The sequence below is a fragment of the Salibacterium sp. K-3 genome (genome assembly GCF_054052005.1).
In genome coordinates, this window is the sequence record NZ_JBSVZE010000002.1 from 604,163 (window position 1) to 620,240 (window position 16,078).

Annotated in this window: 13 protein-coding genes; 1 reads left to right on the forward strand and 12 read right to left on the reverse strand. The window is 52.6% G+C overall.

The window, feature by feature from the left end:
* Window positions 1-55: 55 nt before the first annotated feature.
* The 8 genes from ACW9JV_RS15170 to ACW9JV_RS15205 form a co-directional block, all read right to left on the reverse strand.
* Window positions 56-1,240 (reverse strand): CamS family sex pheromone protein, encoded by a 1,185-nt coding sequence (locus ACW9JV_RS15170; protein WP_457335899.1) that lies wholly within the window; start codon window positions 1,238-1,240, stop codon window positions 56-58.
* Between the two features lie 102 nt (window positions 1,241-1,342).
* Window positions 1,343-3,346, reverse strand: coding sequence for an NAD-dependent DNA ligase LigA (gene ligA, locus ACW9JV_RS15175; protein WP_457335901.1), 2,004 nt, complete (start codon window positions 3,344-3,346; stop codon window positions 1,343-1,345).
* A 21-nt stretch (window positions 3,347-3,367) separates the two neighbouring features.
* Entirely contained in the window at window positions 3,368-5,572 is a 2,205-nt protein-coding gene (gene pcrA / locus ACW9JV_RS15180) for a DNA helicase PcrA (RefSeq protein WP_457336092.1), read from the reverse strand.
* A 61-nt stretch (window positions 5,573-5,633) separates the two neighbouring features.
* Window positions 5,634-6,347: a heptaprenylglyceryl phosphate synthase gene (pcrB, locus tag ACW9JV_RS15185; protein ID WP_457335903.1), complete on the reverse strand. Its 714-nt coding sequence runs from the start codon at window positions 6,345-6,347 to the stop codon at window positions 5,634-5,636.
* A 99-nt stretch (window positions 6,348-6,446) separates the two neighbouring features.
* Window positions 6,447-7,550: a hypothetical protein gene (locus tag ACW9JV_RS15190; protein ID WP_457335905.1), complete on the reverse strand. Its 1,104-nt coding sequence runs from the start codon at window positions 7,548-7,550 to the stop codon at window positions 6,447-6,449.
* A 110-nt stretch (window positions 7,551-7,660) separates the two neighbouring features.
* Entirely contained in the window at window positions 7,661-7,975 is a 315-nt protein-coding gene (locus ACW9JV_RS15195) for a YerC/YecD family TrpR-related protein (RefSeq protein ID WP_457335907.1), read from the reverse strand.
* A gap of 52 nt (window positions 7,976-8,027) precedes the next feature.
* On the reverse strand, window positions 8,028-9,110 hold the full coding sequence (locus tag ACW9JV_RS15200; protein WP_457335909.1) for a DUF3048 domain-containing protein: 1,083 nt from the start codon (window positions 9,108-9,110) through the stop codon (window positions 8,028-8,030).
* A gap of 38 nt (window positions 9,111-9,148) precedes the next feature.
* On the reverse strand, window positions 9,149-10,894 hold the full coding sequence (locus ACW9JV_RS15205; RefSeq protein WP_457335911.1) for an adenine deaminase C-terminal domain-containing protein: 1,746 nt from the start codon (window positions 10,892-10,894) through the stop codon (window positions 9,149-9,151).
* 172 nt (window positions 10,895-11,066) lie between these two features.
* Between ACW9JV_RS15205 and ACW9JV_RS15210 the strand changes: the two genes are divergently transcribed.
* Window positions 11,067-11,333, forward strand: coding sequence for a YgaP family membrane protein (locus ACW9JV_RS15210; RefSeq protein WP_457335913.1), 267 nt, complete (start codon window positions 11,067-11,069; stop codon window positions 11,331-11,333).
* A gap of 290 nt (window positions 11,334-11,623) precedes the next feature.
* Here the strand turns inward: ACW9JV_RS15210 and purD are convergent, their stop codons facing one another.
* From purD to purM, 4 genes are read right to left on the reverse strand one after another with little or no spacing between them, the layout of a single operon-like run.
* On the reverse strand, window positions 11,624-12,874 hold the full coding sequence (gene purD, locus ACW9JV_RS15215; RefSeq protein WP_457335915.1) for a phosphoribosylamine--glycine ligase: 1,251 nt from the start codon (window positions 12,872-12,874) through the stop codon (window positions 11,624-11,626).
* A gap of 27 nt (window positions 12,875-12,901) precedes the next feature.
* Window positions 12,902-14,443 (reverse strand): bifunctional phosphoribosylaminoimidazolecarboxamide formyltransferase/IMP cyclohydrolase, encoded by a 1,542-nt coding sequence (purH, locus tag ACW9JV_RS15220; RefSeq protein WP_457335917.1) that lies wholly within the window; start codon window positions 14,441-14,443, stop codon window positions 12,902-12,904.
* The gene (gene purN, locus ACW9JV_RS15225; protein WP_457335919.1) at window positions 14,440-15,036 is read right to left on the reverse strand and encodes a phosphoribosylglycinamide formyltransferase; all 597 of its coding nucleotides are present in this window, start codon (window positions 15,034-15,036) and stop codon (window positions 14,440-14,442) included. Before purN ends, purH begins: the two co-directional genes overlap by 4 nt.
* The gene (gene purM / locus ACW9JV_RS15230) at window positions 15,033-16,070 is read right to left on the reverse strand and encodes a phosphoribosylformylglycinamidine cyclo-ligase (RefSeq protein ID WP_457335921.1); all 1,038 of its coding nucleotides are present in this window, start codon (window positions 16,068-16,070) and stop codon (window positions 15,033-15,035) included. Before purM ends, purN begins: the two co-directional genes overlap by 4 nt.
* Window positions 16,071-16,078: the final 8 nt, after the last annotated feature.

The window sequence follows — 16,078 nt, forward strand, 5'->3', positions numbered from 1 at the left end:
ATACCTAGATGATACCAAATAAGGCAGCGGCGGGCAACGCATGCCCAGCCCTTCCTTAATACACATGGGTGAACGATTCTTCCCCTGCGTTTTTCACGATCAATGCCTCCTGCCCTTCCGAAGAACTGATCTTGACCTCGACATCGAGATCCGGGAAATGCTGTTCGACTTTGTCCGTCACGTGCTGCGTAAACGCAATAACCTCTGTTTCATTGTAGAATGTAATCGGAATTTCCACTGTCAGTTCCCGCCATTCATCGTTCTGGTAGTACCCTTTACCGACGACACCGACGAAATTCTCAAAAAAGGTGTTCACTTCATCGCGGAACTGGTTGAATGCCTGGGCATCATCAATATGGTTTTCGCTTGCTTCATCTGATGGAAATAACACATGATCTTCATTCAGGTTCTGCCAGTTGTTAATCCCTTCTTCAGGCGGGGCTGTGGTGCTTGCGATAAAATTGCCGGGCACACTGGAACTGCGCGGAGCTTCCCGGAAAACCGTGAACATAATTGGAATATTCTGCAGGGCGCCTTCTTCCCTGTCTTCACTGCGCAGTCTGTCCAGGATCTGCGAAGCCATGTCTTTTGCAGCTTCCATGCTTTCTTCGCGGCTGATCGACTTATCCAGCCACGGGCCGTATGTTCCGTCCTCATTTTCCTTCCGGAAATAATAGACGCTGTTCATGGAAAGGCCAATCACGATACCGCCGAGCTGCAGATTCCCCTCGTTGTTTTCCACCATGTAATTATGCTCGATGATATTGGATAACGGACGGGGATTGGACCGTTCGCGTTTTTCAAAGGTGTTCCCTTCCCCGAGCGGTGGATTAAGTCCTGCTTCATTGTCTTCGGCCTGTCTCATCAGCCAGCTGTTCAGTTCACTGCTTTCGATGAGCTGGCCGGCCCGGAAAAAATAATCTTCCTGGTTGAACTCGCCGGCTGCCAGTTCCTGCATACCGACCGACATGCGCTCCAGATCCATGCGGTTATACATGACATCGCGGTGGAACGTCCGGGCCTCCCCGGTGATATACTGCCCGTCCTGCAGAATGCTTCGGTAGTAATTGTCAAGACTCGGCACTTCCGGGCTGACCTCCACCTCTGCATCTTTTTCGGTTGTCTGTTCGTCCTCTTCAATGTCCACCCCGTCTTCTTCCTCATCCGGCTGCCATCCTGGAATGCATCCGCTCAGGACGAAAAAAGAAGCGGCCGTCAGAACCCCGGTTTTTCTCCACATTCTTCCATCTCCTCATTTATCCACACATTACATTGTTCTCCATTTCCATCTTACACGATGATGGTATCCTTATCCATCCCGCCGGTGGTATGAATCAAAAGCTCAGGATTCAATCGTTTCAAGAAAGGCTGCTTCGTCCCATATATCGACTCCAAGTTCTTCGGCTTTCGTCCGCTTCGACCCGGCGTCCGCTCCAGCTACCAGAATATCCGTGCTGCGGCTGACACTGCCGGTTACTTTACCGCCGAGAGCCTCTATCTTATTCTTGGCTTCCTTGCGCGTCAGCTGTTCCATCGTGCCGGTCAAAACCACCGTCTTGCCGTTCAGCGGTGAGTCTTCCGGAACTTCTTCCCTGACCGGTCCTTTATATTCCATATTTAAGCCGAGACGCTGCAGTTCATCGATCAATTCATTTACTTCCGGCAGGTCAAAATACCGGACGACGGCTTCTGCCATTTTATCACCGATTTCATGGACTTCCAGCAGATCATCATATCCCGCACCGCGGAGAGTGTCCATGGTGACAAATTCCTGTGCCAGTGTCCGTGCCGCTTTTGCACCGACAAAACGGATACCCAGGCCGAAAACGAGCTTTTCCAGGGAATTTGCTTTGGATGCCTCAATCGCCGACAGAAGGTTCTCAACGGACTTTTCCCCCATCCGTTCGAGCTTCAGCAGTTCGTTTCGTTCCAGCTTGTACAGATCGGCAATACCGGTAACAAGATCATGGCGGAACAGCTGCTGGATGACTTTTTCACCGAGGCCGTCAATATTCATCGCATCCCGCGACACAAAATGTATCAGCCCTTCCTGAATCTGGGCGGGGCACTGCGGATTGATGCAGCGGAGGGCGACTTCTTCCTCAAGGTGTACAAGATCGCTGCCGCAGGCCGGACAGGTGGAAGGCATCGTAAATGCATGTTCGCTGCCGTCCCGGAAATCATCGAGCACGCGCACGATTTCCGGTATAATGTCTCCCGCCTTTTTCACGACAACCTGATCGCCGATTTTAATATCTTTTTCACGGATCAGGTCTTCGTTATGCAGCGAAGCGCGCTGGACAGTAGTTCCTGCCACCTGCACAGGATCGAGGACAGCTGTCGGCGTGACGGTTCCAGTCCGCCCGACAGATAGAATGATGTCGCGGAGTATGGTTACCTTTTCTTCGGCCGGAAACTTATAGGCAATCGCCCAGCGCGGGCTTTTCGAGGTGAAACCGAGCGTTTCCTGCTGCGCAATGCTGTTGACTTTCACGACGATGCCGTCGATTTCATATGGGAGAGAGTTGCGGTGTTCCACCCAGCTGTTCACAAAATCAACCACTTCTTCTATATCGCGGCAGTATCTGCTTTCCGGATTCGTCTTAAAGCCGAGCTTCTTCATGTACTGCACCGCCTCGTAATGAGTGGCGGTGTTCATCTCCCCGTCATTGCCAATCGCGTAAGTGAAAATATCAAGGTTCCGGTCCGCGGCAATTTTTGGATCCAGCTGCCGGAGGGAGCCGGCAGCTGCATTTCTAGGATTCGCAAACACTGATTCGCCGGCTTTTTCTTTCGCTTCGTTCAGCCGTTCAAACGAGCGCTGCGGCATGAAAACTTCCCCGCGCACCTCGATGTCCACCGCTTCGTTTAAGCGTAAGGGGATGGAGCCGACCGTTTTTAAATTGTTCGTGATGTCTTCACCGGTCGTCCCGTCGCCTCTCGTAGCACCGCGCACAAAACGGCCGTTTTCATAGGTTAGTGATACGGCAAGACCGTCGATTTTCAGCTCACACACGTAGTCCAATGCTTCTCCGGCGCCCTGCCTTGCCCGGCGGTCAAAGTCACGGAGATCCTGGTCATGAAAGGCATTGTCAAGACTCATCATCGGGATCCGGTGCTGTACTTTCACGAACGCATCGAGTGGTTCTCCGCCGATCCGCACCGTCGGAGAATCTCCGCTTTGCAGCTCCGGGTACTCCTGTTCCAGGGCCAGCAGTTCCTGGAGTTTTTCATCATACTCGGCATCCGGCACCATCGGGTCGTCCAGGACGTAGTAATGGTAGCCGTAGGTCTCGAGAAGGTCCCGGAGTTCGGTTACACGTTCTTCCGCTTTCGCTTGATCCATACCTTTCTTCCTTTCTGCCTTTTACACTTTTGTAATAGGGGCGAACTTGGCATACAGCCGCTTGACGCCTTCGGTCGGAAAAGCGATATCAAGCTCGATGTCTTCTCCTTCACCATGGAGGCTGACTACCGTGCCGGTGCCCCATTTCCCGTGTTCTGCTTTGTCCCCGACTTTCCAGTCGTACTGGTTTCCACCGTGGGCTGAAATGGAACGCCCTTTCGAAGGGGAAACAGCCGCCTGCCTGCGGCGCTCGAACGGAGAAGAACCGCGGTCCTGCCCGCCGCCGTTCATCCAGCCGGGCTTGTCCTCTTCTTCCCTGTCGATGACGTCTTCCGGCAGTTCCTGGATAAACCGCGACATCGGATTTACCTGGGTGCGGCCGTAAAGCTGCCTCATGTTGGAATGCGTCAGATGCAGTTCCTTTTCGGCTCGTGTAATACCAACGTAGGCAAGCCGGCGTTCTTCCTCCATCTCCTCGTTTTCAAACAACGAACGACTGTGGGGGAACACCCCTTCTTCCATACCGACAAGAAAAACAAGTGGAAATTCAAGGCCCTTGGCAGAATGAAGCGTCATCATCGTTACCGCGCTCTCTTCATTTTCATCATCCTGGTTCATATCGGCAACAAGAGCCAGATCGGTAAGAAAGGCAATGAGGGATACGTCATCGTTTTTCTTTTCAAAATCCTTCGTCACAGACATAAATTCATCAATGTTTTCGAGACGGCTCTGCGCTTCCAGGGACTTGTCCTCCTTCAGTGAATCACGGTATCCCGTTTTTTCCAGAAGTTCTTCGACAAGTTCGGTGACGCTTAAGTATTCCTGCATCTGCACCCAGTTCCCGAGCTGTTCGGCAAAGGCCTGCAGCTTTTTCACCGGGCGCGCGCCAAGTCCAATCTGATCCGCTTCCTGAAGAGCGGCAAACATGGAAATGTCGTGGGCATCCGCGTATGCGGTAATTTTATCGACGGTTGCCGCTCCAAGGCCGCGTTTGGGCACATTGATAATGCGGGTGAGACTGATGTCATCGTTCGGATTGGCGACAAGGCGCAGATACGCCAGAACGTCCTTAATTTCTTTCCGGTCATAGAATTTCGTGCCGCCGATCATATTGTAGTTCACATTGGATTTCAGAAACATTTCCTCAATAATCCGGGACTGGGCGTTCGTCCGGTACAGCACCGCGGCATCGGAATAATCAAACTGTCCGCTCTGTACGGCTTCTTTGATACGTTCTACAATGTAGGCCGCTTCGTCGCGTTCGTCTGATCCGCAGAAATAATGAATACGTGCTCCTTCGTCATTGTCGGTCCACAGCTTTTTCGGTTTGCGGCCCATATTGTTCTGAATTACTTCATTCGCCGCTTTCAGGATAGTCTGGGTAGACCGGTAGTTCTGTTCAAGCAGAATCGAACGGGCATCTTCATAGTCCTGCTCAAACGAAAGGATGTTCTGGATATCGGCGCCCCGCCATTTATAGATGGACTGATCGGAATCACCGACCACACAGATGTTGCGGTGGCTTTCCGCCAGAAGATTGACGAGCACGTACTGGGCCCGGTTCGTATCCTGATACTCATCGACGTGAATGTACTGAAACTTGCGCTGATAAAAAGACAGAACCTCCGGAACCTGACGGAACAGCTTAATCGTCTGCATGATCAGATCGTCAAAATCAAGCGCGTGGTTCGAACGGAGACGGCGCTGGTAGTCTTTATAAACATCAGCCGCTGTCTCTTCAAACGGGCCTTCCGCCCTATCTGCAAACTTCTCCGGAGATTCGAGCACATTTTTTGATGACGAAATCATACCGAGCATACTGCGTGCGTCGAATTTTTTGGAATCAATATTCTGGTCTTTTAATATCTGTTTAATGACGGACAACTGGTCGGAACCGTCCAGAATCGAAAAGTTACGGTTAAACCCGATGCGGTCGATGTCGCGCCGCAGAATCCGTACACACATCGAATGAAAGGTCGACATCCAGATATCTTCTGCTGCCGGGCCGACAAGTTCCGCCGCCCGTTCTTTCATTTCGCGGGCCGCCTTGTTTGTGAAGGTGATCGCAAGAATCGAAAAAGGCGGCACCCCTTTTTCCCGGATCAGATAGGCCATCCGGTGGGTCAACACCCTCGTCTTGCCGCTTCCCGCGCCTGCCATGATCAACAGAGGCCCTTCGGTATGCTGGACCGCTTCCCGCTGCTGGGGATTCATTCCGTTTAGCATTCTTTCCACGATCTGTCGCTGCAATCCTTCCACCACCTAAAACGTATGTTCGTGTTCTTTATTATACGTTATTTCTTTTGTTCTTTCCACTGTTTTTGACAGCCTCCACCGTCGACAAGGCTGCGTTCAGGTCTTCGTACACGACATTTCCGACAATGACCGTATCAGCCGACGCTGCCATCTCACGTGCCTGGTCCGCCGTACGGATACCCCCGCCGTAAAACAGGCGGGCATGCTGCAGCGTCCGGGCAGCAGTCTCTACTACTTCCGGATCGCCGTACTCCCCGCTGTATTCCAGATAGAATACAGGCAGACGAAACAGACGGTCGGCCATGAGGGCGGCCGCCCGGATATCTTCTTCATCAAACGACGTGTCTGCTCCGGTTAACGCGGCCGCTTTGGCGTCAGGGTTCAGAATACAGTACCCTTCCGCTATGATCGTTTCCCAGTCCATGATCATGCCGTATTCTTTCAGCGCATCGTGGTGAAGACCGGTCACCCAGCGGGTATCTCCGGCATTCAGGACGGTTGGAATAAGAAAATAATCAAAGCCCGGGGTCACCGCTTCCAGCGTGGATACTTCCAGCGCGCAGGCCACTGCGTACCGGCGGACCCTCGATAACAGCGCAAGCGTATTGTCCAGCGTGACATCGTCGCTTCCGCCGACAATGACGGCGTCTGTCCCTGATTCGCAGATTTTTTCCAGCGACGTATCATCCAGATCCCTGGCCGGGTCCAGTTTAAACACGTGACGCCATTCGGTATATTCAAGCATTACTGCTCCTCCAGTTACGTCTTATCCTTTTCCAACGTCTAATTATAGCAAAAACAGGGCGCTGCCTCAAAAAACCGTCAGCCCCGTCTTCGCCCTTTCCTACCTCGGATAATCCAGCAGTGCCGCCGGATCCTCCGATGAAACATCAATGTTTCCAATTTCGACATAAGATAAAGCTTCCTGTTCATTGATATCTGAAAAAACAAGAAAAATATCATGGGGGGAACGTTGATAAAGAGCCCGCATCTCATTGGCATTCGCATCCACATTCAACAGATCGGGACTGCCTATAATTTCTTCAATATCTTCTAGTCTCGGATCCCATTCCTCTAAGTCCCGGCCCGCCGCAAAAATCGTGCCGTTCTCAGCATACCGGGAACAGTCTCCGCCGGGATAGACGGTTATTTCTCCTGCCTCGTTCCGGTGGTCCTCCTCAAGCGGTGCGCCTTTTTCCACCGTTTCACAGCCGGGAAGTACCAATTCGTTTTCAAACGCACCATTTTCCACGTCGGACAGCCAGTTCATCCAGTCTGAATCTTCCATGCTGCCCTGAACCTGTCCGTCTTCGAACGCTGGCTCGGAGAACGGTGTTTCCGGGAGCAGCATGACAGCAGCTGCCATGGCGGCAATGAAGGCGATTCCGGCACCTGGAAGCAGCAGGCGTCGGAATCGGGCCGGCCTGTCCACCGTCGTTTCGGTTTCCGGCGCTCCGGCTGCCTCTTCTGTATCCGGCTGCTGCATGAGACTGATGATATCTTCCACCGGTTGTTTCTGTTTCTGCTCTGTCTCTTGTTCTGCATTCTCCGGCTCTTCTCTATTGCCTTCCCGCAGCACGCTTCCGGAGGACGTTCTGTCCGCCGCTTCGATTACAGGGACCGGGAGCGGCGAGGCAGCCGCTTCAAACACCGATGTGCCCCGGACCGCTGTCATCCACGTATGCAGCGCCCATTCCACCAGCTCCGGCGGTTCCTCGTACGCGTTTATCTGTTCCTCTTTCCAGGACGCAAGATGGTCTGTATCATGCAGATCGAGTGAAGCGATGTCATCCACCGTGCCGTCTTCCAGCATGGCAGACAAGAGCGCTATATCTTTTCTGCCCTCCCCATATATAGACTCGAGGGCCTGTTTTAATCTGCTCCTGCACCAGTTCAGGCCAAACGCCGCTGTCAAAGACTGTACGCTGTTTGTCATGTAATCATTCATGATTCCCAACCCTCCTGCTGAATCCATTCCCGTTTTTGAACGGAATCTATCTCTCTCCATAAAAAAACTGTCTTCAAGATGCCGGGCGCCACCTTGAAAGACAGTACGTTCTATTTCTGTTTTTCCTGCTTCTCTTGTTCCCGTACGCGGTCCAGTGTCATCTGGTAACTGTCATTGCCGAAATTCAGGCAGCGTTTTACTCTTGAAATCGTAGCCGTGCTTGCCCCGGTCTCCGTTTCAATCTTATGGTAGGTGTGACCATGCTGAAGCATCCGTGCCACTTCCAGCCGCTGTCCGAGCGACTGGATTTCATTGATGGTACAGAGGTCGTCAAAAAATTCATAGCACTCTTCCACACTCTGCAGGGACAAAATGGCCCGGAACAGCTGGTCCAGTTCATTCCCTCGTAATTTATCAATCTGCAATAGGGTACACCTCTTTTCTGCAAATACTTGGACAGGCTCTGCTGAAAAGTGTTCAGGATTCAATGCCTTCCACGCTTGTTTCGATCCCCGGAGAAGCCGGAATCACATTGATCCACGTCTTTCCGGGCTGAAACGGAACTTTCTCCCCGTCTTTATAAGGGAGCAGACGGCCGCCTTCGTTTCTCCATTGTACAGACAGCGCTTCACCGTTCTGAAGCAGCATGCCCGTGCCCCCGTTCGACAGGTTGATCTGCCGGCGTCCGGCTTCATCAACGACGCGGTGCGACGCCTCTACAATGAAAACATTCGCCGCTTCTGTTTCTTCGGCTTCCGCTTCACCTGCAAAAGCGGTATTGTCACTGGAACGATCATACGTCTCCGTGTCTTTGTCATATGAAAATTGTACAACATATTTATCATCATACCAAATGGAAACGTCTTCTGCGGTTGCCGCTGAAGCATCAGAAAAGCCATCTTCTCTGTAATTATTGGAAGAAACGTCTTTCTTTAGCTCGTATCCTTTGCTATCCAGACCACTGAGGGCATCCTCAAACATTATGTAGGAATTATGTGGGGCCTGTCTTTCTGTGGAACGCTGAAACAGCGTGCCGTCGTGAAACAACCCGTTTAGATGAGGAACAGCGCCCCCCTGAAGCATTTGTTTGGCTCCCGGACTCCATCCGTGTGCCACATACATTGCATCATACCCTGCAGCAAGATCGACAAAATAGTCCCTTGCACTGCGCACCGGACCTATACGTTCCGGCTGACTGCTCTGATATATCGCAAGAAATCTCGTCAATTCTCCTTCCGTCAACACTTCATAGACGATATCTGCTTCTGCCAGACCGGTTTGCGGCCGGGCATCGGGATGATTGTTAATCATGACTGCGAGCGGCCGGTAGGGAGACACTTCGTTCGTCCCTTCACCGGTCAAAGGATCGGCTGAATCATATTCTTCCTCCGTATTCTCCTCTTTTTCGGACTCTTCCATGTTGTCCTGCTGTTCCGCTTCCACCTGCTCACGTTCCGGGGTATCCTCATCTTTGGCAGGGGCATTGGAACTTTCCTGGGACGTGCATCCCCCAATCAGCAGCATGCTTACCATCAAACTGATTCCTGCGGTCTTTTTCATGCGTTTCACCCTTTATTACCATGGTTTCCTTTTCCAGTTTAACGCATAATCGCAGGAAAGAGTACCTGTTTTTTATGCACGTCGAAAATCCCTTTCTGGGTAATCCGGATATAAGGCAGATGGGTGGAAGAGAAAAAGAGCACGCTGTAAACCGGATCCTCGTGCGGATAACCGCGGTCTTTCAGTGCCTGTTCCATCCTTTCGTGCTGTTCAATGACATTGCCCATCGGCTCCAGCGACATCGCACCGAAGAGTTTCAGCGGTATGCTTTCAATGAGCTGTTCGTTTTCAACGAGAAACATCCCGCCGTCATGATTTTTCAGTTCATTGAAGGCTTTTATCATGTCTTTCTTCCGTTTGCCGATCAGCACAATATCGCCGGTATTGGAAAACGTCGTGGCAAATCCACCGATACTGCTCCCGAACCCTTTGATCACCGTATTGATGCGCCATTTTCCGAAACGGTCAAGCATGACGAAGAAACATTGGTCGTGTTCTTCACTCAAGTCATCGGTGGTGACATCAAGGCTCATCTGATACGGCTTCAGAATAACGGAATTCACCAGTTCAATACCCATCGGCATCGAAAAGTGAAGATCATCTTCCTGCAGATGCCAGTCGATCATAAACGGATGCACGCCGTAGGAAGACCATTTGAAATCACGCGGCGGATAATAATTCTCCCCGTCCTTCAAAATCCAGCGGCCTTTCGCCATCACCGCTTCCGGCACCGGGTTCTGCGGATTCTCCAGAATGTTCAGATGGGCAATCCGTCCGGGTGCGATCATGCCGATTTCATCATCAATACCAAAATGACGGGCGTTATTATAGCTTCCCATCTCATAAGCTTCAATCTCCGGTACTCCTTTTTCCAGAGCGATCGCGATCGTTTTATCGATCACGCCCTGCTTGTAAAAGGAAGGGGTGGACCCGTCTGTGTTGAAGGTGAAACGGTCGAAATCGGTAATCCCCTCTTCCAGTAATTCCTCCAGAATCTGCGGAAGATCCGGGCGGATCGAAGAATAACGGAGTGACGTTGTCATGCCGGCATCAAGCCGACGAAGGGCCTCTTCGCCGGTCATCGCCTCATGATCTCCGCTCACGCCGAGCAGTGCCATCTGATTGATCGTGCGGGACGAAGCTCCTGGGAAATGACCTTCAATCGGTTTATTGAGTTCTTTTGTATGCTGCATCCAGTGAAGCACCGTATCATCGCCGGTCATTACTTTCGGCCAGGACGTCAGCTCCCCTCCCTGAAGGACGAGCGGGTGTTCCAGCCATGCTTTCATTCCCGAAGGGGAAAACAGTGCATCTTCTTCTTCCAGTTCCGTCTGGGCATCATATCGCGCCCACCAGAACATAGAAGTCGGCAGCTGGTTGAGGTCTCCAATAAGCGAAAGCGCTTTCTCTTTTTCAATATTTAAAAAGAGAAACATGTTGTCATTTACCAGGGTGGTCGTCCCGCGCAGGGATGCATACTCGGCAAATGTATGGGGATTATATAACTGAAACGGATGGGCATGCGGTTCGATGTAGCCGGGTACGACATACCTGCCGCTGCAGTCCATGATTTCCGTATCAGTTGTCAAGGCGGGCCAGTCTTCCCCCGCATAGACGATCCGGTCTTCATAAATCCAGATGTGTCCCTGAAGCCATGCTTTGCGGGCACTGCTCAGATAGGTTGCATTCTGCAGTACCTTACTTGGGGACGTTTCCCCGCGGATGACGGAAAGATGCCGCCGCAGTGTTTCTTTATCCCAAGGAAATAATTGCTGTGCAGCCAACCATTTCACCTGCTTTCTGTCTGTCGTATTTTTTGTATCGTATTCATGTTTTCCAATTTATTCAGTTTTACTCCTATTTTCTGCGGTTTCATTTTATCACATTTTAGTCCGTTACTCTATGAAAGGAAAGTGACAAGAATTTTAATTTCGCGTAAAGAAAGGAGGTTTTTTCATGGAGCATAATCAGCAGAATATCGGCGTTGTTCAGGCATTACTGCGCATTACGTTCGGCCTTACCCTGATTTCTTGGGCCAATGCCCGTGCTTCCCGGATGCGCTGGAGTCCGGAGAATCACATGCTCTGCACGATTTTCGGCGCGATGAAAGCAGCGGAGGGGATCACCAGATTTTGTCCGATGGTGAAGTTGTATGAGATGACAACCACACGGCAGCGTGCCGCAGAAAACACACCGGAACATCATAACATGCATGAGGCATGAGTCAAGCGCACCTTTCCATTATAACAGAACAAACGGTGGCATACTCCCGTTTGTAAATAATCTGACAATATTTCACCCGGTTTCCGCCCTTAGGTAACAGGTAGTGGACACTTTGCTTTACTGTCTGTCTATATCAGAAAGGAAGCAGACAGTTTGAACGGATCCGTTCGATCTTTTGTCTATAAAAAAAATATACCGGACACCTGAAACGTTTCTGCGCTCCCGGGTGTCCGGTTCCATGTTTTTATGGACATACTGCCGCGGGCAGAAGTCTGCATCTCTCCCGCGGGCTAATTGTTGATAATATGATGGCCGATATCGGTGCGGTAAAACAGATGGGACGTATCAAGGTCTTCCAGTTTTTCATATGCCGCTGCCTGCGCGGCTTCAATCGTCGATGCTTTTTCCGCGAGAAGAAGCACGCGTCCGCCGGCGGTGACATAGCTTCCTTCCTGCTCATCGACACCGGCGAAAAACAGCAGGTCGGCGTCAGGAACATCTGCAATCGGCACGCCTTTTTCATATGGTCCGGGATAGCCTTTCGATGCGGCGACGACGCCGAGCACGGCCTCATCCGACCAGGACAGTTCCGGGGCGCCGCCGTCGAGCAGTTCTGTCATGACACCGGCAATGTCCGATTCAATCCGGGGCAGGACCACCTGGGCTTCCGGATCGCCGAAGCGCGCATTAAATTCCACCACTTTCGGTCCGTTTCCGGTCATCATCAACCCTGCATAAAGAATCCCGGTGAAGGAACGGTCTTCAGCGGCCAGGCCGTCGGCGGTTGGCTGCAGAATCTCACGGACAGCCCGTTCCACCTCTGTCTCATTAAACTGCGGGACCGGGCTGTAGGCGCCCATTCCGCCTGTGTTGGGGCCTTCATCCCCGTCGAAGGCTCGTTTATGGTCCTGGGCTCCTACCATCGGAATCACCGTCGTACCGTGCACAAACGCCATCAGCGACAGTTCTTCGCCTTCCAGATATTCCTCCAGCACAACTTCTGCGCCGGCCTCCCCGAACTTTTCATCGAGCAGGATATCCTGAAGCGCCGCTTGGGCCTCTTCTTTCGTAAAAGCAACGGTTACTCCTTTGCCGGCAGCAAGACCGTCGGCTTTAACAACGATCGGAACGCCTTCGTTTTCCACGTGGCGCACGGCTTCGTCGTAGTCCGATGTCACTTTGTACGTGCCGGTCGGAATCCGGTGGCGCTCCATAAATGCTTTTGCAAAGGATTTACTGCCCTCAATCAGCGCCGCTTCCTTTGTTGGGCTGAATACACGCAGCCCGGCCTCCTGAAACGCGTTCACCACTCCGGCAAGCAGCGGCGCTTCCGGACCTACCACCGTCAACCCAATTTCCGCTTCTTTGGCAAACTGGACAAGCCCGCTCGCATCATTTTCCTTCAGGTGAATGCATTCGGCTGTCTGTTTCATCCCGGGATTTCCCGGCGCCGCGTACACCGTATCCACCCGCGGACTTTTGGAAAACGACCGGGCCAGCGCATGTTCCCGGCCGCCGCTTCCGACAATCAGCACGTTCATGAGTGCGACTCCTCCTTCGCTTTTCCCTTAATGTTTAAAGTGGCGCATGCCTGTAAATACCATCGCGATGCCGAGTTCGTTGGCTTTTTCAATCGATTCTTCATCCCGGATCGAGCCGCCGGGCTGGATAATCGCGCTCACTCCGGCTTCTCCTGCCGCTTCCACCGTATCTTTCATCGGGAAAAAGGCGTCTGATCCCATCGCGCTGCCCTCGGCTTTTCCGCCTGCCTGCTCTGCCGCAATTTCGGCGGAACCGACCCGGTTCATCTGCCCGGCGCCGACACCGACGGTCTGCTCATTTTTAGCAAGCAGGATGGCGTTGGATTTGACGTGCTTCACCACTTTCCAGGCCAGTTTCAGATCCTGCCATTCCTGTTCCGTCGGATCACGGTCGGTCACGACTTTAATATCGGCATCCAGAAAGCCTTTGCGGTCCTCTTCCTGAATCAGGGCACCGCCGTGGACAGAGGTGATCTGCGAACGTTCGCGCGGTATTTCCTCTTCCATCGCGATTTTCAGGAGGCGGATATTTTTCTTGCGGGTAAGAATATCAAGGGCTTCCTGGCTGAAGGACGGAGCGATGACAATTTCCAGAAAAATGTCTTTCAGCTTATCAGCCGTCTGTTCATCCACTTCCCGGTTGAACGCGGTGATACCCCCGAAAATAGAAACGGGATCAGAGTCGTACGCTTTTTCGTAGGCCTCGGTGATGGATTCTCCGATTGCCACGCCGCACGGATTCATATGCTTTACGGCCACCGCTGCCGGCTGGCTGAATTCCTTGATAATATCAAGCGCTGCCTCGGCATCGTTAATGTTATTGTACGACAATTCTTTGCCATGCAGCTGGATGGCGTTGGCAACAGAGCTCATCGGTCCGATCGGCTCTCTGTAGAAGGCCGCCTGCTGATGAGGATTTTCGCCGTAACGGAGGTCCTGCTTTTTCTCATAGGTGACCGTATACGTTTCCGGATACAGTTCTCCGGTTTCTTCAGTTAAGTAATTCGCGACGAGCGCGTCGTAGGAAGCGGTATGACGGAACACTTTGGCAGCCAGGCCGGCTTTGGTTTCCAAGGATACGTCCCCGTTTTCGTTCATTTCATTCAGCACCCAGTCGTAATCGTCCGGGTCCGTGACGACGGTTACGTGTTTATGGTTTTTAGCCGCCGCCCGCAGCATACCGGGTCCGCCGATATCAATGTTTTCAATGGCTTCTTCAAACGACGTATCCGGCTTTTCAATCGTTTCTTTAAATGGATACAGATTCACGACCACAAGATCAATCGGGGTAATCTGGTGCTCCTCGAGCTGCTTTCTATGTTCCTCATTGTCCCTCATGGCGAGCAGTCCGCTGTGGATGTAGGGATGCAGCGTCTTAACCCGGCCGTCCAGAATTTCCGGAAAACCCGTCACATCGGATATGCCGGTCACATCCACACCGCCCTCTTTCAGCACACGGCTTGTCCCCCCGGTGGAAATAATATCGACACCGGCGGCTTCGAGCTGCTTGGCAAACGGAAGAATGCCTTCTTTATTGGAAACACTGATCAATGCTCGTTTGATGCTCATTTGTGCATCGCTCCTCTTTGAGAAAATCGGTCCTTGAGTAAAAACTGAATTGTGTCCGGATACAGACGGTGTTCCACGGCCTGCACTGCTTTATTCAATGAAGCAAGCGAATCGGTCGGTTTCACTGCCACCGGCTCCTGTGCGAGAATCGTCCCGGTATCCATCCCTTCATCCACCTCATGAACAGTCACGCCGGTCACTTTGACGCCTGCCTCCCAAGCCTGTTCCACCGCATTCAGTCCGGGGAATGCAGGGAGCAGGGACGGATGAATATTGACGATACGTTCCGGATAAGCTGCCAGCAGCGTGCCGCCGACCAGGCGCATATACCCGGCAAGGACAAGGAGGTCAACCCCCGCACGCTCCAGCTCCTCCACGATCTGCCGCTCAAACGCTGCTTTGTTTTCATAGGATTTGGGCCGGAACGAAAATACCGGCACGTGCAGCGCTTCAGCCCGTTTTACGACATAAGCGTCCGGCTTATCACACACAAGCAGGGCAATCTGTGCGTCCAGCCTGTTTTCTTCCACCGCATCCGCAACCGCCTGGAAATTGGACCCGCTTCCGGATGCAAATACCGCCAGTTTCATCATGCATCCTCCTTTACGAACTGCAGTCCGCCGGAGGATGTTACCTGTCCGATCCGGTACACGGTTTCTCCGGCGCGCTCCAGCGCGTATACGGCCGTCTCTGCTTCTTCTGCTGCCACAACAGCGGCCAGGCCGATGCCCATATTGAATGTGCTGAACATGTCCTCTTCGGTCAGGTTACCATGCTTCTGCAGAAAAGAAAACACAGCCGGCGCCTCCCACGACGAAAGCTGAATATCGGCTCCAAGGCCTTCCGGCAGCATTCTCGGGATATTTTCATAAAAACCACCGCCGGTCACATGAGCCATTCCTTTCACTGTAACTACGCTGCGCAGTGCCTGCACGGCCGGTACGTAAATACAGGTCGGCTCAAGTAGTTCTTCGCCGAGCGGACGCTCAAACGGGGCATATGTTTCGTCCAGATCGAGCCCTGCCTCATCCAGCAGTACCTTCCGCACAAGGGAGAGTCCGTTGCTGTGAATGCCGGAAGACGGCAGGCCGAGCACTACATCCCCCGGAGCAACCGCCTCTCCGGTGATCAGCGACTGTTTATCCGCCGCGCCGACGGTGAATCCGGCCAGATCGTATTCGTTCGCGTCATACATTCCCGGCATTTCCGCTGTCTCGCCGCCGATGAGTGCACATCCGGCTTTTTCACATCCGTCCGCGATCCCTTTGACGATGGCTTCGATTTTTTCCGGGTCGGCCTTCCCGCAGGCCAGATAATCGAGAAAATAAAGCGGGTCCGCGCCCTGTACTGCGATGTCATTGACACACATGGCGACCGCATCCTGTCCGATCGTGTCATGTTTATCGGCCGCGAACGCAAGCATCAGCTTCGTTCCGACCCCGTCTGTGCCGGAAATAAGAACAGGTTTCTCATAAGGAAGTTCGGAGATATCAAACATCGCCCCGAATCCTCCGAGACCTCCCATCACTTCCGGGCGCATCGTCCGCGCGGTATGCTGTTTCATCCGCTCTACCGCTTCGTAGCCGGCTTCCACATCAACGCCGGCCTTCTTATAGGCGTCCGACATGCTGGTAT